This window comes from Natronobacterium haloterrestre, from assembly GCF_900112205.1.
Taxonomy (GTDB): Archaea; Halobacteriota; Halobacteria; order Halobacteriales; family Natrialbaceae; genus Natronobacterium; species Natronobacterium haloterrestre.
On record NZ_FOKW01000011.1, the window covers coordinates 86570 to 103872 of the forward strand.

Consider the following 17303-nt stretch of genomic DNA (forward strand, 5'->3'; position numbering starts at 1 on the left):
GATATTCCACGATCATCCACACCATTAAGTTGGATTATCCACATAGGCTATACATGGCGATTGAGGTCACTCGTACCTACGTTGGCTCTATCCAGAACCAGCAACAGGTCCGCGATGACCTCGACTCGCTCGGAGACTCCGCCTCAAAAATCTGGAACAGCGCACGCTGGACAGCCGACCGTATCTGGAACGCAACAGGCGAAATCCCAGACGAAGGGACGCTGAAAGCGTACATGAAGAACCAACCCTGCTGGAAAGACCTGAATGCACAATCCAGTCAGAAAGTCATTGAAGAACTTTCTGACGCTTTCCAGTCGTGGTTCGATCTGCGACAGACAGACGACGAGGCGAATCCGCCCGGCTACCGCAAACACGGCGACACTCGGCCCAAGAGCACAGTCACGTTCAAAGCAGACGGGTTCAAACACGACCCAGAGAACAACCGCGTCCGACTCTCGAAAGGCTCCAACCTCAAAGAACACTGGTCGGACTTCATCCTCTGTGAGTACCAGACTCGTCCCGACGTTGATCTTTCGGAAGTCAACAAGGTACAGAACGTTCGAGCTGTCTGGAACGGTGACGAGTGGGAATTACACTTCGTCTGTAAAGTCGTACTCGAAACCAACGACGCCGCAGGCGACGGCGTTGCTGGAATCGATCTTGGAATCACGAACATCGCCACGGTCGCGTTTCCCGACGAATACGTTCTCTACCCCGGTAACTTGCTCAAACAGGACAAGCACTACTTCACCCGAGCAGCGTACGAGACTGAGGGTGAGAACGGCCCATCAGAGAAGTCGATGTGGGCACGTCGAAAACTCGCAGAGCGTGAAACCCACTTCTACCACGTTCTCACGGACACAATCATCACCGAGTGTGTCGAACGTGATGTTGGCACGCTCGCGGTGAGTTGGCCTGAAGACGTACGAAAATCAGACTGGGGCAAAACGGGGAACAAGAAGTTGCACTCGTGGGCGTTTGACCGTCTCTACCAGTACCTCGAATACAAGGGCGAAATCCGTGGCGTCGAGGTGCTGAAAGAGAACGAGTGGAACACCTCGAAGACGTGTTCACGGTGTGGTGACGATACGACGTCGAACCGTGTCGAACGTGGCCTGTACGTCTGCTCATCGTGTGAGTTGGTAGCCAACGCAGATTGTAACGGGGCGGAGAATATGCGACAGAAGATAACTCCGAGTCCTCACGGCGAGGATAGGAGTAACGGCTGTGTGGCACAGCCATCGGTACACCTGTTCGACCGCGAAAGCGGGATGTTCCAATCGAGAGAACAGGTCGTATCGTAGACCAGCAAATATCCCACCCTGCGGTACGGGAAGCCGCGTCCTTCAGGGCGCGGAGGATGTCACTGTGGATCAAGATTCTGATTGGTTCGAATCGTTCAATACAAGATTGAGCAGCGGCGACGTATCAGAGACAACTACCTTACTGTCGCCCATACTCGAGATCCTCAGCGAGTTCCTCGTCCGTATAGTGGCGCTCGACGTTACGTTCACCGAGAAGCTGGTGGAATTCTCGGCGCGACAGTTCGGCGAGTTCGCGCGCCTTTCCGAACGAAAGCATCCCTTCCCGGTAGAGGGATATCGCTAACTCCCGTCTAAGAACGTCCTCTCGCTCGTCTTCGGGGACGTTGACGGAATCGTAGACGTCTGCTGGGACATCAATCGTCCGCATATACTGTTGTTATCCCCTCTTCTACAAAGACTCTTGGTTCGCATGTATTCTGCTGGAGTCTAGCCCCGTCTTCCGGAGCCAGTCGTCGGCCACAGAAGCAGCGACAAATTCGGTCACCGTGTACGACACCCGACGACCGCTCGAGCGAGGAGCTCCACGGCCATCGATCCCACGCGAACGGGTGTGCTCGGCCTGGAATGAGGGTTCCTGGAACGGACGAACTTTTTGAGGGGACGTATTCATCGAGTGGACAGCCCTCGCGGCGGATGTCAGTCATTGTCAAGAACCCCGACGCTTCGTGGGGTGCCGTCTCCGGAGAGATCGACCGCGGATGGATTCTGGGTGACACGAGGGGGTTGACAGCGAAATGATATTTTCCGGTTGGGAATGTGGTGGATTAATTAAATTCTGAGACAAAGTCATCGCTGAGTTCATCCGCGAACTCGTCACCAGTGAGCCAGATCACCTGGTCATTATCGAAACCATACCTCGGGATTAGCGCTTCCGCAGCTTCCCCAAGCGGAATGTCATTTGTTACGACTGTAACTCGATCAGCAGTGTCATTGAGGAGCATTTCCAGTGCTAGACCCACGATCTCTGTATCCGTTTTTTCGACGATGTCTTCCGACCGATCGCTGGAATTGGCAATGAAGCTTCGTGCTTGATCCATAAGGCTCGAGACATCCGAATTCGAATATGACGGGCTCCCAGTAATCTTCATCCACCCCTCCTGAAGTGCTTCGTCAACCGCGGAATTGTCAGGTGTGTACTCATCGAGAGCAGGATCACTAGTCACTTCGGCATATACCTGTGGGGAAATACGAAGGACAGCATCGCGGCGGCGAGCTTCACGAGCCAGTGCCTGAAATCGTGTGCTTTCACGCCGTCCACAACTAATGAGAATCGACGAATCGACAAAGATAATATCGCTATCACTCTCCATATCAGATCAGTCTTCGACGACAGGTCGGAGTGCATCCAAAATAACTCCTGCTTCCATGGGCGAGAGATTTCGCTCACGAGCCATGATCTGGTGAGTGACTGATCCGTCAACGTATTCGCGAGCGTACTCGAGCGCGATAGCGAGCCCGTCGAGTCCGTGGCGATCAATGTACGTATCGATGTCCTCATCCCGCGTTCGACGGGCAATCGCCTCGATTAATTCTGGCGTGATCTGTCGCTCCGAATCCCCAGTCACCAGGTGGAGATCAATGTCGTGCGCCGTATACTCCGCTGGACGCCCGTCGTTCGACTGTTCGACGAAGCCTGCGGTCTCGAGGTCGTCAACGTATTCGTAGACCGTTCGCTGTGGGAGATCGAGCGTCTCGACGATATCTTGGATCGTTGTCTCTGGATGGTGCCGGATATAGGTATAGATCCATGCTTTTCGGGGGTTCCCGAGGAGTTCGAACGCCTCGCCGCCAGTATCGAGTGGCGTATCCCAGTTTGCCTCTCTCGTTGCCATCTTAGTAGCGAGTTGCACGCAAGCTGCAATAAGACTTGTTGAACATAATCGAACGAGCCGGCTCAGAGTCGCATCTCACAGACAGCGGAGATACAACCGTTGCAAAAGCTCACTGAAAAAGTGATTCGAACTGGCCAATGAGTGGAGGCACCAATGACAGCTGTTGTCTTCAGGGTAACCGTCGAATCCCGTTCCTCGTCGTGACCACCGACGACCACTCGAGTGGCATGCCAGGCGATAAATGGGTGTCTCGGCCTCCGTCACTCTTCATCATCCGTCAGGCTCGGGTGAGGATCCGCAGGAGCGTGCTCTTTCCATGCTTCACCGTCCTCTTCGGCAAGCTGCTCGTTGAACAGCGCAGTTGCACGGGCATATCCATCGTGACTCTCGAGACGTCGGTCGTCAGTAGTTACGGCCCAGTACGTTCCCTTATGTTCGACCAGGTCACGGTTCTTTAACCGTGACAGGGCAGTGCTTACGCTTCCTTCGTTGAGGCCAGTGTGTCGCGCGATTTCTTGCGCCTTGAACGCCTGGTCGTCGTTGGCGGCGAGGAATCCGAGTACCTGATCCGTCGTCGATAACCCCTCGAGCTCCTCTTCGCTCGATCGTTCGAACGTCTCTCTGTCGATTGACATTCCTATGCGTTAGTAGCGTGCGTTCCGTTATAGATGTTACTAGTGAAATTACCGTGATTCGACTGGTGGTTGTTATTTTTGACATGCCTTGTTGAACGCAAGACAGCGTCGGGGTAGGATCGATCCTGCACAGTCACACAGTGTCAAAGGCGGGTTCTTAGATTGACCTCCTTCACGCCCTGAAGGACGTGGAATCCACCCATCGGATTTCCGCCGAGTGTGGTGTTCGAGGTTCCAACCCGCACTCAAGGGGAACCAGAGACACTCTGGCGAAACTCTCGTTTTCCCCCTGTCTAGGGCTGTGGCCCGGCCAATGAGGCTCCATCGAATACCATGTCATCGCCGTCTGACGAGTGACATCCTCCTCGCCGTAAACGGCGAGGCTTCCCGTACCGCAGGGTGGGATATTTGCTGGTCTACGATACGACCTGTTCTCTCGATTGGAACGTCCCGCTCTCGCGGTCGAACAGGTGTACCGATGGCTGTGTCGTTCGAAAGGCGCTATGCGCCTTTCGTGATGACGAGGGACCTCCGGTCTCTCGAACCACCACACAGCCGTTACTCCTATCCTCACCGTGAGGACTCGGAGTTATCTTCTGTCTCATGTTCTCCGCCCCGTTACAATCGGCGTTGGCTACCAACTCACACGACGAACAGACGTACAATCCACGATGCTTCCGGTTCGACTTCGTGTCGTCACCACACGCTGAACACGTTTTCGAGGTGTTCCATTCATTTTCTTTCAGCACCTCGATGCCACGGATCTCGCCTTTGTATTCGAGGTACTGGTAAATGCGGTCGAACGCCCACGTGTGGAGTTTCTTGTTGCCACTCTTCCCCCAGTCTGAGTTTCGCACGTCTTCAGGCCAACTCACCGCGAGCGTGCCGACACCACGTTCGACACACTCCGTAATGATGGTGTCCGTAAGCGTGTGGTAGAAATGCGTTTCACGATCTGCGAGTTTCCGACGTGCCCACATTGACTTCTCCGAGGGGCCGTTCTCACCCGCAGTGTCGTACTCGGCTCGCTTGAAGTAGTGTTTGTCTTGCTTGATCGAGTTGCCGGGGTAGAGGACGTATTCGTCGGGAAATGCGACCGTGGCGATATTTTTGATCCCAAGGTCGATTCCAGCAACGCCGTCGCCTGCGGAGTCGCTGGTTTCGAGTTCGACTTTGCAGACAAAGTGCAGCTCCCACTCGTCGCCGTTCCAGACGGCTCGAACGTTCTGTACCTTGGTGACTTCCGAAAGGTCAACGTCGGGGCGTGTCTGGTATTCGCAGAGGATGAAGTCTGACCAGTACTCCTTGAGGTTCGACCCTTTGCTGAGCCGGACGCGGTTGTTCTCTGGGTCGTGTTCGAACCCGTCTGCTTTGAACGTAACCGTACTCTTGGGCCGGGTGTCGCCGTGTTTGCGGTAGCCGGGTGGATTCGCCTCGTCATCCTTCTGTCGCAGATCGAACCACGACTGGAAAGCGTCAGAAAGTTCTTCGATGACTTTCTGACTGGATTGTGCGTTCAGGTCTTTCCAGCACGACTGGTTCTTCATGTACGATTTCAGCACACCCTCGTCTGGGATTTCACCGGTCTCATCCCAGATGCGGTCGGCTGTCCATCGTGCGACATTCCAGATTTTCGAGGCGGAGTCTCCGAGCGAGTCAAGGCCATCGCAGACCTGCCGGTGGTTCTGGATCGAACCAACGTAGGTGTGCGTGACCTCAATCGCCATACATAGTCCATGTAAATGAATCAACTTAATGGTGTGGATTAGCGTGGAATATCCAGCCCGCTATCGAGCGGTGGTTCGCGTAGTTGAGTGACGCGATTCACGCCCGTTGAGCAAACCGAAGGTTTGCGATGCCCATCAGAACGCTTCGCGTTCTGAGGACGCCGTGAACGGCGGGATTCTCTCGCTGTAAGAAGATAGCTCACAGCATTCTGCCTGCCAGCTTTCGGAAACACACTGCTGTAATTAGTATGGGTTAATTTCTCACCTAGTATGAGTAGGATGGGTGCTATTCCATCCTAAATCCCGTGACGGGGGTGGCCCATACTACTCAGCACCGATTGGATATAATAACAAGACAATATTGGACTGGCTGTGACGAAGACAACAGGAGTGCCGCTGGCCACCACGGAGGGAGAGCACTCAGACAGAGACGGCGAACCAACCCTCGAAAGAAGTGATCCGAAACCAATCCTGAACGGATAGGAATCCTCTCGAGTAGACCGGAACGAACCGTCCAGTCTCCGCTACTGCTCCCGACAGAAAACCGGAGTACCCCGATCCTGTTCGGAATACCCCGGTTTCAGAACTCTCGAGTTGATCTGGACGAGAGTTACCCACCCCAGGGGAGTCCGTAACGACCGACTCGCGCAGGCCCCGACAGGCCATTGCTACCGGAAGAACTCGTGTCCCGGTATAGTCTCTGACCCGACGGCTACGCCGAGACCGCTCGAGAAGAAGATTCCCTCTCGAGTCACCGACGTTGATCCGATATCGAGCAACAGGTCCCGTCACTCAGTGACTGGCACAACCACCCAAAAATAAGATATAATATCTATTCGGGAGGAGGACAAAACCGGTCCGATAGAGGGCCCCCATTCGATTTGATCCCGTCTGGGACCCCGCGCTATCGCTGAGAAATTCCTGTTTGGCCTGGCCAGTTCTCTGAGGTCCCCTCACGGAGGAGATAGTTTGCTGTTCGTAACGCACCGCTGTTGCAGTAGTGGCGTTGTTGTTATTATATTCAATCGGCCTCAGGTAGTATGGCCTGCCTCCGTCCTGCGGTTTAGTGTAGTATACTATGGGAGAGACACAGCCTAGTTGCCAGTAGTGGTCAGGGTAGTCGGGCGCTAGTGTAGTTACTATATCACGGGACTAGTCAGATACCAGTTATTTATTGGGAGGGGCTAACTGGATGATCTCAACTGAGACCACTGGGGGTATCGCTCACTGGTCGACCCAGAGAGAGGAAAATCGGTGTCGCCGATCTCAACAGTGGTTGGCTTCCTGATATCCAGCGCGGACCTGATCGAGAATATCGACTCCCATGGCTGTCATACCGAACGAGATGAATCCCCAGAAGATCCCCGCAGCCAGTGTTGGACCGACCGCCCCAAACAGTGGTGTCTCAACGTATACTGCCGTTAGTGCCACACCAACGATCAGGGCTTTGAGACCCAGATCCCACGTATTCCCGAGCCATGCAAGATATCCAGATACGGACCGAATCTGGGGTCGAACAGTTTGACGGAGGCCAGGCACTATCCGCGCCTCGAGTTCGTCCCTCGGGGTCGGGTCGTCTAGGGTGATACGGTCGAGGATATTATCGGGATTATCCGGCTGAAACGCTGGCGCGATGTCTTTTCCCTCTGGAAGCCCGAACTTTATTTTCTTCCCATCGTTGACCCTCTCGACAATACCAGCATCAACTAGGTTGTCGACGGCATTCCAGTAGGTATTGTACGCTGGCCCGCGCTCATACCCGATTTGCCACTGCTTGTGCTGATCGATAATCTTCCCTAGCTGATGGCATCGCCGGTTTGTTCTAGCTATCAGTAACTGCAGCAAGCAGAAAACGGTTACCCGGTAGAGATCCCGTCCGTTCAGTCCCTTACAGAATTTGCCCGTATCCTCCGCCAGCGTTCCAAAGATGTCTTCGAACGCTACGTCATTTTCCTCGAGTACTTCATATACCCAGTCCGGAAGTACAGTGTCTGCATCGAGGCTAGCTGGGCGGTCAATATTTATTTCTTCGTTACTATCGCCGGATTTTGGTTGTCCTTCTGTCATATAGCTCCGGGGTCGTAACGGGAGGCAATAAAAATTGGTGCTGCATGAACGATCATCTAGTGACCGCGCCGATTTCTCACCCTTCTCTGCCAACACGCAGGTGCACCAGCAGGACACACCCACACAGACCGGCGCATCGATCACAGCTACTGGCTGCGTAGACAGGCACCTGCGCATCGCGAACCACGAATGAGAGTACCAGAACCCACGGATACTGGCCGTAGTCATCGAAAGCTTTGCGAAAAAGCGGCCAGATACTTCGAAGCCGACCGAGATACTGACACTCCCCGTCTCGAGCAGACGCCCAAGACGATCGAGCCGGGGACGATACTGTACCGGACCGACGCGGGCGTCCAGCAAACGGAATCGCCGTCAAGAGCCGTCGACGCTCTGTTGTCGGAACTCACGTCGGAGATCGACGACGAGGCGGACGCCGTCGAGGTCTACGTTGGCACTCGAGCAACGGCGGGGAGACTCATCGAAGCAGTTTCCAGAACCGAGCTGTTCCGCAAGACAGTCGTCCGGATCTACGTCGAAGAGCAAGGGACGTACACGCGATACGTTCCCCCATACATCGACAAAGAGTCGCGGCCGAGTCGGATCTACACAGCGACGCTCCAGTTGTTTATCGACGAGTTCCTCGCAGAGACAACGGATCGGACGGAAGCAGTGCCACTGGAGGAACTCTACGAACAGTTCTGTTGCTGGTGTCGGAACGTCACCGCAACCGCTGTACCGAGCCGACCCGGCTTTGGTCGACTCCTGGCCGCAGAAGGGCTCGAAACGGGTCCGCGAGGTAAAGACAGAACTCGCTACGTACTGAACTACACGATCGCACCACCGACCACGACCAGCACCGGTAACGAGCAGTAGCAACCGGCTCCACTCATCTCCACTTTTATGATGCAACAGGTCAATCGAATGCCGGCGATCGACAGTATACCGGACGACCGGACTCCGGCGGTCGCGCGCCACGGTGCGATCCACTGTTGTCAAAGCGGCCTTGATGAGTCGTCGCTTCGCCTCTCCGGGGCCCTTGCGGGACCGTTGTGCGAGGCGATTACGAACGCGAGTACGGCCGTCCCGGAACTGGCCTCGGTCGAACTGCTCGTCCTGACGGGAGAACGAACGGCGACCCTCGTTGTTCACGGTAGCCAGACAGCCCAACACAACACGGGCTGGCTGGCCGATGGTGCCGGTGAAGCCGGCTCCGGACGGACTGCCGGCGGAGACGAGCTGGCAGCGCTGCTGCAACGACGGCTTCCGGACTGGTACGGAATCGAGCGAGGGACCCTCGTACTCGATCTCATCGGTATCGCTGCCGCACCGACGAGTCGACTCGTCTACACGGACGAGCCACCGTCGGGGTCGGCACTCGAGTCGCTGTTCCGGGAGATCGTCGCCCGGAATCACAAGCACAATATCCCGACGGTCGGTCAACTGCTCGTTCAACGGGAGTCGACGGACCGGTTTCGGGTGACCGCGCGCGTCGCCGACATCGGTCGGGCGGAACGACCGCTTGGCCGTCACGGACTCGCAGCGTCGCTCGACGCCTCACCCAGTTGTCCGATCGATCGCACCACGCCGGACGGGATCACCTCGAGTCGACGCCTGGCAGACGATTACTGGGAGCGGAACGTTCCACACAGCAGCCGATTTCCCGGGCTGATGACCAGCCCCGGGACCACGAACGCTTTAGCGGCGCTGATGTCGTTGGGGTTCCGGGACAGTACCCACGAGTATGCAGCACTGTTGCAGGGCCGGCCGGCAGCGGACCCCTACGAACCGTTTCCGGTCGACCCTACGTTGGCGCTGTCGACTGCCGAACTCGAAGCGATACTTGACGTGACGCCCCACTACGAGACGTGTCGCTGGCCGGCGAAACCGACTCGCTTTGCCCCGCGATTCATCCGCGAGACCGTACGAACGCAAGCGGCCGGAACGGACCACGAGGAGCTTCTTCGCGGTCCACATCCCGCTATGACGGAACTCGGCGTCCAGACCGGCGGTTCGCTCAGGGCGTTTACCGGCGGCTGGCTCGAAGAGACCGGCTATCACGCTGAGACACTCGATGAGCGGTCGCGAGGCGATCCCCACTTCCGGGGCCACCCGAACGACGATGCCGACGACGGGCCTGTCGTGCTGGTCGATCCCAACGGCGAGAGTTCGGACCAGGTCGTTGGAACAGCGGGCGAACTCATCATGGCGGCAAACCGTGCGCTGCGAGAGGGGTCACATCTGCTGGTCGTTACACCTTCACGGGAGACAGCCCAGTGGGCCCGTGACGTCCTCGAAGTCCCGTATGCGAGCCGCCGTACTCGCGACGTTCAGCAGGTGTACAGTATTCCCGCGTTCGTCTACACTGGTGACGGCGACATCGTCGTTACCGAGCGCGAGTCGCAACCGCTGTACTGGACCGTCTCCGACGGACAGCGATCTCTGTACGCCGGTGATCGGTGCCTGGCGTCAGGGCCGGTCACAGCGCCGCTCTCGTCGTATACGTTCGAGACGCCACGGCTGACCAAGCGCGGGGATTCGATGATCGTATTGAACGACGATCGAAGCGTCCGTGAGCGGCGGCCGTCGCTGGCAGCGTGTGCGACCGACTATCGGGCTGTGCGTCGTCCAGTACTGCCGATCCAGCCGCTGTTCTGTACGGACGTGACGGTCGCGTATCGGGCGGGGAGTTCGCTCGTCGAACCGATCCGCTCGCAACGCTGGGACGACGGGAGGACGCTGGAGTCTCGACGACGTCACTACAAGCGCGCCCTCGAGACGTTCCTCGAGACGTACACGGTCGGCGTTTCCGCTCAGAGCAGCAGGACGGCCCCGCGGTTCTTCGAGCGCTTTCTGACCTGGTACGATGGCCGGATCACGTGGCCGGTACCCACTCGGGACCGACTCTCCCGAGCGCTACCGAACTGGGTGCACGCTCGGACGGATACGAGAGAACCGGTCGTACTGGAAAATCGCTCCTGGTGGCTTCCAGTTGCGGATCTCCCGCTCGCGATTGCTCACGGCCGGTCTTCGGATGCATCGGCTCACCACGACCGATCAGCGACTGAGTGAGACCACGACCATGTCCATCCGCGATACCCCACGAACGGGATCGATCGAAGTGCTGGCCCCTCTGGTCCGAACGACCGGGCTGAGGGAAGCTACCGGCCTCTCCTCGAAACGCGGTCTCCAGGCCAGCCCACGACTCGGATCTCACTCTGGTCAGCGGGCGTGGCAGTCGTATCGAACGCCGATCAACGCTCCGAAAACAGAAGATCACAAATAAATGCAATCACCTAACGGATCAATACGGTACGTCGATAGTAACGGCAACTTCCGGTACTGTCGACCCAATGCAGTTCGCTTGATGTTCCCCGGTCATGCCGACGAGGATCGTCGGCTAGACCGATTGTTGCAACTCGATGACATCGCCGAGGACATCCTCGAGGAGTACGGTATCGACATGCTCGAACTCCTGACGTGGCCCGGAGAGGTTCAACAGGAGTATTTCCTCATCGGTCACAGTACGGAGACAACCCACAATCAGAGCCTCGAGGACCTAGACGAAGAGCAGGACTCGGAGACGGACACCCAAGCGGCTGCGCGTGAAAGCGAGACGACCCTTGACGAGTATACTGACGTCGGGGATCCCGACAAAACGGATACTGCGGATCCCGATGAGACTGGTAGCGAGAATCCCGACGAACCTAATGGTGAGGATCCCGACGAGAATGCTGGTGAATCCTCGTCGGCCATCAGTTCCGAGCAGCCGGTCTCGAGTGGCGATGATGGAAAACCGGACACGCGAGCACAGCGGATCAAAGAAATCGTCGACGACCACTTCGAGGGTGAAATCGGGACCCAAATCTGTACCATCGATCTCGCGCCACTCGGGGAGATGCCGGTTCCGACGAGCCGCCTGCTGCAGCCGACGAACCTGTCGTTCGATCCCGTCGAAACGTCACAGAAAGCCGCGACGGTCGAACTCGTCAAGACGCTCAACGAGGACCGCATCTCGTTTATCCACCAGTGTCTGTTAGAGCCGGCCGGCTCATCGAAATCGCACGACTTTCTTGTCACGGCACGGCTCGCGCCGTTTGGGACTGGGCACGGAATCGTCACCGAAGCCGACCTCGAAAAGCACCTCGCTGCGGACAACCAGTATCGGATCTCGGAGTACGTTCCGGGTCCAGCAACCGATAACTGGGCGCTGCCGATCAAACCACATCGACGATACGCCGACCAGCAGAGTACCCATCCGTCCAAACTCGAGCAACTCGATGAGATGAGTCTCCGGGACGGGTCAATTGAGGAGGTTGCAGTGGGCTGCCCGGACTACCGGGCACTGCTTGCCGGCCGCGTCCACAACGATGATCGCTACGAGCAACTCTTCGGCGCTTATGGACGCATTCCGATTTCCAAAGCCGACTTGCCGCATTTCTTCACAGCGGTGCCCGCGTACTTCGAGGTGAGTTCGTTTGGCCAACTGACTACCACAGACGAACCGGAGATCACGACCGAAGAACTCGGCAGTGAAAGTCCGGGGACGCGACAGTCTTACGGGCTCGAACTACCCGGCGATACGACCGCAGTGACCGACGACTCCGATGAAGAGTCGGATCGCCACAAGGAATTGGTCAACAAACGAATCGAATTTTTGCTCCGTCACGGTCACGAGATCGTTGCCGTTGATCAGGACGTCATCGACGTGGATATTCCGGATCACGATCCGACGACGACGCAGTATCTTGACGGTGAATCCCGGCCGGATATCGTGAGCAAAACGGACGGCGTTGTCCACTTCCACGAAATCGAAGTCGCGAACAAGACGAAGCCGGCAGCGCTCATCACGAACCTCGCACGGGCTGCCTATCACGGCCATCAGGTGCATATCGTCACTGAAACCCGCGCTGAGGCAAAGAGCAAGCTGTGGACGACGAATCCCGAGGCCAAAGAGGGCCCCGTCAGCATGCCGTTTAAGGATACTGACGAAGAGTGGACGGTCCTGTACACCCAGCGCAAGGCTGTGCATCGAGCTGCTGACGATGTCTGGTATCTCCTTCCCCGCGAGTTGTCCGAAGCTACGTGGCGATTGACGCCCGACGACAGGTTGCAGTTGGTCGGCCCGGACGGCTCGATACTCGCCGAGGGCGACGCGGAACAGTCGGTTGATGCGTTCGAGTACAACACGCCACGCGTCCGAAAGGAAGGGGACGAATGGGTCCTCGAGTCGGCCTCCGGTGAAGTGCTTCGGCGCCGATCCACGAAAGGTGCAGCCGCGAGCGGCTATTCGTTCGTCCGGAAGCCACTCGTCCCGACGCGATTCGAGTACCTCGAGAACACGACCGTCGAATTCCAGTCGAACAACGGCTTCACCATCTTCGAAAAGCCGCCGCTGTGGGAGCAACCCCAGCAAAGCGCCTCGATTCGCTACGAGGAAGCGAGCAAAGCGTTCGTCGAGTTGGTCACAGTCGAACGTGAGGGGGCTGAGATTCCGATCCCCGAGCTGCGACGGCGGTTCAAGGCGTGGTATACGGAACAAACTGATCTCAAAGAGCCCAACGAAACGTGGTTCGGACGAGCGCTGCGGGCCTACTTCGAGGTCGATGCCACCGACGACCACAACAAGACGCTGGTCGACCGAAGGTTCCGGTTCTCGGAAGGGCTGGTGTCGCCGGATCTGTCGTTTATCGAGGATGAAGGCTGAAGACGGCGGTCATCTCTCGAGGGACCCAATTCGTGGGTGATTCCAATCCTTCCCCCGGCTGTACGTCGTGTCTTACTCCTGGGGATCCTCAACAAGGTCCGAGCTGGAGGTCTCAGATCTGGGCTCGCCGTTATTTCCGTTCTTGTCGATACTCGGGACGTGGTCTTCCCATCCCGGTTCAGCATACGCATCGTCATCAGGAGCTGCTTCAAAGAGTTGCACTGCAGCGTCGACCGATTCAAGCCGATTTTTCAGGTGTTCTGCGCGATCGGGATTAACGTAGTACGTTCCCTTATCGTGTTCGACCAGTTCCTTCTCGGAGAGACGGGTCAGTGTTTTGGATGCACTTGCTTCGCTGATGTCTGCACGTGCCGCGATTTCAGCTGGACTGTATCTCTCTCCTCGGTTCCGTACGAGGAAGCCGAGCGCATCGTACTCGTCAGTTTCTGGGGTTACCAAGAACGGATCGCTATCCTGGGAGTCACCCATATCACTATTGGAGTTTTGGATTACATCCATGTAAAATGACCCGCAACTATCAGTACCATCGTTAAGCGTCTGGATATGATATGAATATGTGTGACTGGGGCAGAAAAACGGAAAGTCGGGGAGCATGGGCAGGTGACACTTCCTAAACGATTCCGAGACGAGTTCGATATTCGAGGCGGCGACGAGGTAACAATCCGCGCTGAGGGTAACAAAATCGTTATCGAGAAACCGATCTCACGCGAGGACCTCGCCGAAGGCTACCGTCGGCGCGCCGAACAGCATCAAGATCTCGCCGACGAGTTGGACGCGGTCTCGCAGGAAGCAGATGACCATCTCGGCGATATTCCTGACTGGGAGGCGTAGGAGAGAGCAATGCACATCCGACGCGGTGATATCGCCATCGTTGAGTTAGATCCACCCACGCGGATCAGAACAGCACGGTACACGGCCGTGTCTCGTCATCCAGAACGACGTCGGAAACGAGAATGCTCCGACAACTGTCGTCGTTCCGTTTACGTCATCGTTCGACGGCGCGTTGCAGAACGACATCCTCGAGATACGTTTCTCTAGTGACGTCACGCATCTCTTTGCACTCGTTTGTATACTGGTTAACCAACTCCAGACGATGGACGACAACGTCTTCGTCGACCATCAGACGTCACCCTTGGCGAGGCGGTCGATAAATTCGCGTCGTCGTCGGTCCCGTTCATCGCTCGAGGCGTCGACCTGCCGTTCGAGTCGTCGCTCGTCTGCCGCTTTCGTCTCGAAATCACCGTACAGCAGCTGTCCGTCCCGAAGCGCGTTCAGTGCGACAGTCTCGGGAAGCGCCTCAAGATCACTCACGTCTACGAACGGGTCGGCATACGACTGCAGCGCGCTGTCGATGCGATTGCGCCGGCGAAACCGCTCGCGTCTCGAGAGTTCGTCGGGGAACCGCACACAGACGTCGAGATCCGAGGCGTCGGTCTCCGCGCCGGTCGCGTACGATCCGAATAGCACCGCATACTGAACGGCAGCGTCCGCAAACACCGATCGGAACCCCTCGAGATCGACGCGACCGTCGATATCGTCGTCCGAAACGCGAGCGTCGTCTCGCATGTGTACAGCTACGCGGGATACTGTCTTATACGCTGAACAGGCGCAATACCACGGCCTTCAGGCCGTGGATACGCGCCGTCATACAGTGACGCCTTCCACCGAGACCGACAGGGCTGGATATTCCACGCCAAACACAGCCATTAATACTCTATATTCCATAACTGGTTATGAACACAGTACGATGCTGGAGACAACCCGCACTTACGTCGCACGCATCACGAACCACAGTCAGGTTCGTGACGACCTTGACCAATGCGGGTTCTCCGCATCCAAACTGTGGAACGTCGGACGCTACTACATCCAACAACGGTGGGATGAAGGCGGTGAGGTTCCCGACGAAGCCGAACTGAAATCGGAGTTGAAAGACCATGAACGCTATAGTGACCTGCATTCTCAGTCAAGTCAGCGAGTTCTCGAAGAGCTTGCTGAGGCGTTCACCGGCTGGTATAACTCCGACGACGGCAATAACCCACCGGGTTACCGGAAACGTGGCGACCAACACCCGCGCTCCACCGTGACGTGGAAGCAGAAAGGCATCAAGCACGACGACAAGCACAACCGTGTTCGCCTCTCGAAAGGTTGGAATCTGAAAGACGGACGGTCTGACTTCATCCTCGCAGAGTACGAAACCCGTCCCGACGTAGAAGTCGAGAACATCCAGCAGGTGCGTGCTGTCTGGAACGGCGACGAGTGGGAACTCCACCTCGTCTGCAAGAAAGAGATTCCCGTCGAGGACGCACCCGGCGAAAAGACAGCGGGTATTGACCTCGGTATCAACAACTACCTCGCCATCGACTACGAAGACGGGGCGAGTGAACTGTATCCGGGGAACGGACTGAAACAGGACAAGCACTACTTCACCCGCGAGGAGTACCAGACCGAAGGCGAGAACGGGCCATCGAAACGCGCGCGGAAAGCCCGACGGAAACTCTCCCGGCGTAAAGACCACTTCCTCCACACCCTCTCGAAACACATCGTTCAACGGTGCACAGACGAAGGTGTGGAGAAGATAGCGGTTGGCGACCTCAGCGACATCCGCGAAGACGAGAACGGCGACTCGCGGAACTGGGGCCAGTCGGGGAACAAGAAACTCCACGGATGGGAATTCGACCGATTCGTTCGTCTGCTTGAATACAAGGCCGAGGAACATGGAATCCTCGTTGACCGTGTAGACGAGGAGAACTCCTCGAAGACGTGTTCGTGTTGTGGGCAGATTCGGGACAGCAACCGTGTGGAGCGCGGTCTGTACGTCTGTGACTCATGTGAGACGACGATGAACGCAGACGTGAATGGCGCGGTGAACATCCGCAGAAAGATAACTCAGAGTCCCCCAACGGGGGATATGAGTAACGGCTGGTTGGCACAGCCCGGAGTCTTCCTGTTCGACCGCGAGAGCGGACGGTTCACACCGAGAGAACAGGAAGTCTGCAAACCGTAATATCCCAACGCTCGGGATTCCTCCGCCTTCAGGCGGAGGAGGATGTCAAATCATCGGCTCTGCGACGAGTGTGCGCTTCGCGAGGATTCAGTCGCACTCTGTAGTCAACTTCGGACTGTCTCGATCGAACATCGAATCGTGGATGTGATTGGGTCCGTTCCGGACGAGCGCATGGACAAGGTCGATACGGCACTCGAGTACCGTCTCTGATTATCGACTTCCCTGAAATCAAGGCGGAGCGCCATCGGTATTTCACGATGCGAAAGCGGATGCAGAACGCCGGGAAGTCATCGTTCGACCGGACGTTCGAGCAAAAAGAGGAGCGGTTTGTCCACGATCAACTCCACAAACTCTCTCAGCAGGTTGTGGAGTGGGTGTCGCAGTTCGAGAAGCCCGCTATTGTCTTTGAAGATCTCAAAGACATGCGGGACTCAATTGACTACGGCACGCGGATGAACCGTCGCCTCCACAGCCTCCCGTTCCGTAAACTTCGTGAGTTCATCACGTACAAAGCCGCATTCCAAGGCATCCCGCCCAACGAGATCAACCCAGAGTACACGAGTCAAGCGTGTTCGAGGACTGCGTGTGAGCATACGACTCGTGCAAACCGTGACAAGAAGCGTTTCAAGTGTGTTGAATGTGGGCGACAAGACCACGCTGACCGGAACGCAGCTATCAACATCGCCAAGAAAGGGTTGAAGAAACTGGATAGAAATGTGCTTGCTCTCAACACCCTTCCGCAAGTCATGAAGGTGCGACGGCAGACATCGGGGCCGTCGACGCCCCAACCGTGACCCACGAGACCGTCAGAGGCCACCATGCCGATGGTGTCGCGGGTGTGTCAGACTAATCCACGGGAAGCCACGGGCCACTGCGCCCGTGGCAGTTCACGATTCGACTGAGTTCTCGGATTTCGTAACTTGACTCTGGGGAACCAGCTAGTACGTTGGGAACGTCTGCTCTCGCTTTTCGGCTAAAGGCCGCTAGC

Annotated in this window: 15 protein-coding genes and 3 pseudogenes; 9 read left to right on the forward strand and 9 right to left on the reverse strand. The window is 56.9% G+C overall.

Features of this window, described 5'->3' with window-relative positions:
* Nucleotides 1-53 precede the first annotated feature (53 nt).
* The gene (locus BM113_RS18465) at nucleotides 54-1304 is read left to right on the forward strand and encodes an RNA-guided endonuclease InsQ/TnpB family protein (RefSeq protein WP_089789493.1); all 1251 of its coding nucleotides are present in this window, start codon (nucleotides 54-56) and stop codon (nucleotides 1302-1304) included.
* A gap of 139 nt (nucleotides 1305-1443) precedes the next feature.
* Here the strand turns inward: BM113_RS18465 and BM113_RS18470 are convergent, their stop codons facing one another.
* The 6 genes from BM113_RS18470 to BM113_RS18495 form a co-directional block, all read right to left on the reverse strand.
* Nucleotides 1444-1692: a UPF0175 family protein gene (locus BM113_RS18470; RefSeq protein WP_089789494.1), complete on the reverse strand. Its 249-nt coding sequence runs from the start codon at nucleotides 1690-1692 to the stop codon at nucleotides 1444-1446.
* Nucleotides 1693-2089: 397 nt separating this feature from the next.
* Nucleotides 2090-2635, reverse strand: a complete 546-nt coding sequence (locus BM113_RS18475; protein WP_089789495.1) for a PIN domain-containing protein — start codon at nucleotides 2633-2635, stop codon at nucleotides 2090-2092.
* A gap of 6 nt (nucleotides 2636-2641) precedes the next feature.
* On the reverse strand, nucleotides 2642-3157 hold the full coding sequence (locus tag BM113_RS18480) for a winged helix-turn-helix domain-containing protein (RefSeq protein ID WP_089789520.1): 516 nt from the start codon (nucleotides 3155-3157) through the stop codon (nucleotides 2642-2644).
* Nucleotides 3158-3417: 260 nt separating this feature from the next.
* A complete protein-coding gene (locus BM113_RS18485; RefSeq protein ID WP_089789496.1) occupies nucleotides 3418-3792 on the reverse strand; it encodes a MarR family transcriptional regulator in 375 nt (124 codons plus the stop codon).
* Between the two features lie 416 nt (nucleotides 3793-4208).
* On the reverse strand, nucleotides 4209-5519 hold the full coding sequence (locus BM113_RS18490) for an RNA-guided endonuclease InsQ/TnpB family protein (protein WP_089789497.1): 1311 nt from the start codon (nucleotides 5517-5519) through the stop codon (nucleotides 4209-4211).
* Between the two features lie 1266 nt (nucleotides 5520-6785).
* A complete protein-coding gene (locus BM113_RS18495) occupies nucleotides 6786-7586 on the reverse strand; it encodes a hypothetical protein (protein WP_089789498.1) in 801 nt (266 codons plus the stop codon).
* A 393-nt stretch (nucleotides 7587-7979) separates the two neighbouring features.
* Here BM113_RS18495 and BM113_RS18500 point away from each other — a divergent pair, with 393 nt between their 5' ends.
* The 3 genes from BM113_RS18500 to BM113_RS18510 all read left to right on the forward strand — a co-directional run bounded on the left by BM113_RS18500 (nucleotide 7980) and on the right by BM113_RS18510 (nucleotide 13290).
* On the forward strand, nucleotides 7980-8459 hold the full coding sequence (locus tag BM113_RS18500; protein ID WP_089789499.1) for a hypothetical protein: 480 nt from the start codon (nucleotides 7980-7982) through the stop codon (nucleotides 8457-8459).
* Nucleotides 8460-8489: 30 nt separating this feature from the next.
* Nucleotides 8490-10655 carry a hypothetical protein gene (locus BM113_RS18505; protein WP_245758103.1) on the forward strand — a complete coding sequence of 722 codons (2166 nt, stop codon included), beginning with the start codon at nucleotides 8490-8492 and terminating at the stop codon, nucleotides 10653-10655.
* A 340-nt stretch (nucleotides 10656-10995) separates the two neighbouring features.
* Nucleotides 10996-13290: a hypothetical protein gene (locus BM113_RS18510; protein ID WP_245758104.1), complete on the forward strand. Its 2295-nt coding sequence runs from the start codon at nucleotides 10996-10998 to the stop codon at nucleotides 13288-13290.
* Nucleotides 13291-13362: 72 nt separating this feature from the next.
* Here BM113_RS18510 and BM113_RS18515 read toward each other — a convergent pair whose 3' ends face one another.
* Nucleotides 13363-13779 (reverse strand): MarR family transcriptional regulator, encoded by a 417-nt coding sequence (locus BM113_RS18515; RefSeq protein WP_177209221.1) that lies wholly within the window; start codon nucleotides 13777-13779, stop codon nucleotides 13363-13365.
* A gap of 90 nt (nucleotides 13780-13869) precedes the next feature.
* Here BM113_RS18515 and BM113_RS18520 point away from each other — a divergent pair, with 90 nt between their 5' ends.
* Both BM113_RS18520 and BM113_RS22950 read left to right on the forward strand, forming a co-directional pair.
* Complete coding sequence (locus BM113_RS18520) at nucleotides 13870-14142, forward strand: AbrB/MazE/SpoVT family DNA-binding domain-containing protein (protein ID WP_007142022.1); 273 nt, start codon at nucleotides 13870-13872, stop codon at nucleotides 14140-14142.
* 9 nt (nucleotides 14143-14151) lie between these two features.
* Nucleotides 14152-14362 (forward strand): annotated as a pseudogene (locus BM113_RS22950) (type II toxin-antitoxin system PemK/MazF family toxin); the annotation flags it as partial.
* Here BM113_RS22950 and BM113_RS22955 read toward each other — a convergent pair.
* Both BM113_RS22955 and mntA read right to left on the reverse strand, forming a co-directional pair.
* Complete coding sequence (locus BM113_RS22955) at nucleotides 14297-14431, reverse strand: hypothetical protein (RefSeq protein ID WP_007142023.1); 135 nt, start codon at nucleotides 14429-14431, stop codon at nucleotides 14297-14299. The pseudogene BM113_RS22950 and the gene BM113_RS22955 sit on opposite strands and share 66 nt — an antisense overlap.
* The gene (gene mntA / locus BM113_RS18530; protein WP_007142024.1) at nucleotides 14431-14877 is read right to left on the reverse strand and encodes a type VII toxin-antitoxin system MntA family adenylyltransferase antitoxin; all 447 of its coding nucleotides are present in this window, start codon (nucleotides 14875-14877) and stop codon (nucleotides 14431-14433) included. The genes BM113_RS22955 and mntA overlap by 1 nt, the downstream gene beginning before the upstream one ends.
* A gap of 181 nt (nucleotides 14878-15058) precedes the next feature.
* Between mntA and BM113_RS18535 the strand changes: the two genes are divergently transcribed.
* The 3 genes and pseudogenes from BM113_RS18535 to BM113_RS18545 form a co-directional block, all read left to right on the forward strand.
* Nucleotides 15059-16315 (forward strand): RNA-guided endonuclease InsQ/TnpB family protein, encoded by a 1257-nt coding sequence (locus tag BM113_RS18535; RefSeq protein ID WP_089789503.1) that lies wholly within the window; start codon nucleotides 15059-15061, stop codon nucleotides 16313-16315.
* 63 nt (nucleotides 16316-16378) lie between these two features.
* Nucleotides 16379-16525 (forward strand): annotated as a pseudogene (locus BM113_RS18540) (type II toxin-antitoxin system PemK/MazF family toxin); the annotation flags it as partial.
* Nucleotides 16519-17165 (forward strand): annotated as a pseudogene (locus tag BM113_RS18545) (RNA-guided endonuclease InsQ/TnpB family protein); the annotation flags it as partial. The pseudogenes BM113_RS18540 and BM113_RS18545, both read left to right, overlap by 7 nt.
* Nucleotides 17166-17303 lie beyond the last annotated feature (138 nt).

What these genes read in the sequence shown, in the direction of transcription:
- BM113_RS18465 (WP_089789493.1), top strand. Translation starts at nt 54, where the DNA reads ATGGCGATTGAGGTCACTCGTACCTACGTTGGCTCTATCCAGAACCAG.
- BM113_RS18470 (WP_089789494.1), bottom strand. Translation starts at nt 1,692, where the DNA reads ATGCGGACGATTGATGTCCCAGCAGACGTCTACGATTCCGTCAACGTC.
- BM113_RS18475 (WP_089789495.1), bottom strand. Translation starts at nt 2,635, where the DNA reads ATGGAGAGTGATAGCGATATTATCTTTGTCGATTCGTCGATTCTCATT.
- BM113_RS18480 (WP_089789520.1), bottom strand. Translation starts at nt 3,157, where the DNA reads ATGGCAACGAGAGAGGCAAACTGGGATACGCCACTCGATACTGGCGGC.
- BM113_RS18485 (WP_089789496.1), bottom strand. Translation starts at nt 3,792, where the DNA reads ATGTCAATCGACAGAGAGACGTTCGAACGATCGAGCGAAGAGGAGCTC.
- BM113_RS18490 (WP_089789497.1), bottom strand. Translation starts at nt 5,519, where the DNA reads ATGGCGATTGAGGTCACGCACACCTACGTTGGTTCGATCCAGAACCAC.
- BM113_RS18495 (WP_089789498.1), bottom strand. Translation starts at nt 7,586, where the DNA reads ATGACAGAAGGACAACCAAAATCCGGCGATAGTAACGAAGAAATAAAT.
- BM113_RS18505 (WP_245758103.1), top strand. Translation starts at nt 8,490, where the DNA reads ATGCAACAGGTCAATCGAATGCCGGCGATCGACAGTATACCGGACGAC.
- BM113_RS18515 (WP_177209221.1), bottom strand. Translation starts at nt 13,779, where the DNA reads ATGGGTGACTCCCAGGATAGCGATCCGTTCTTGGTAACCCCAGAAACT.
- BM113_RS22955 (WP_007142023.1), bottom strand. Translation starts at nt 14,431, where the DNA reads ATGGTCGACGAAGACGTTGTCGTCCATCGTCTGGAGTTGGTTAACCAG.
- mntA (WP_007142024.1), bottom strand. Translation starts at nt 14,877, where the DNA reads ATGCGAGACGACGCTCGCGTTTCGGACGACGATATCGACGGTCGCGTC.
- BM113_RS18535 (WP_089789503.1), top strand. Translation starts at nt 15,059, where the DNA reads ATGCTGGAGACAACCCGCACTTACGTCGCACGCATCACGAACCACAGT.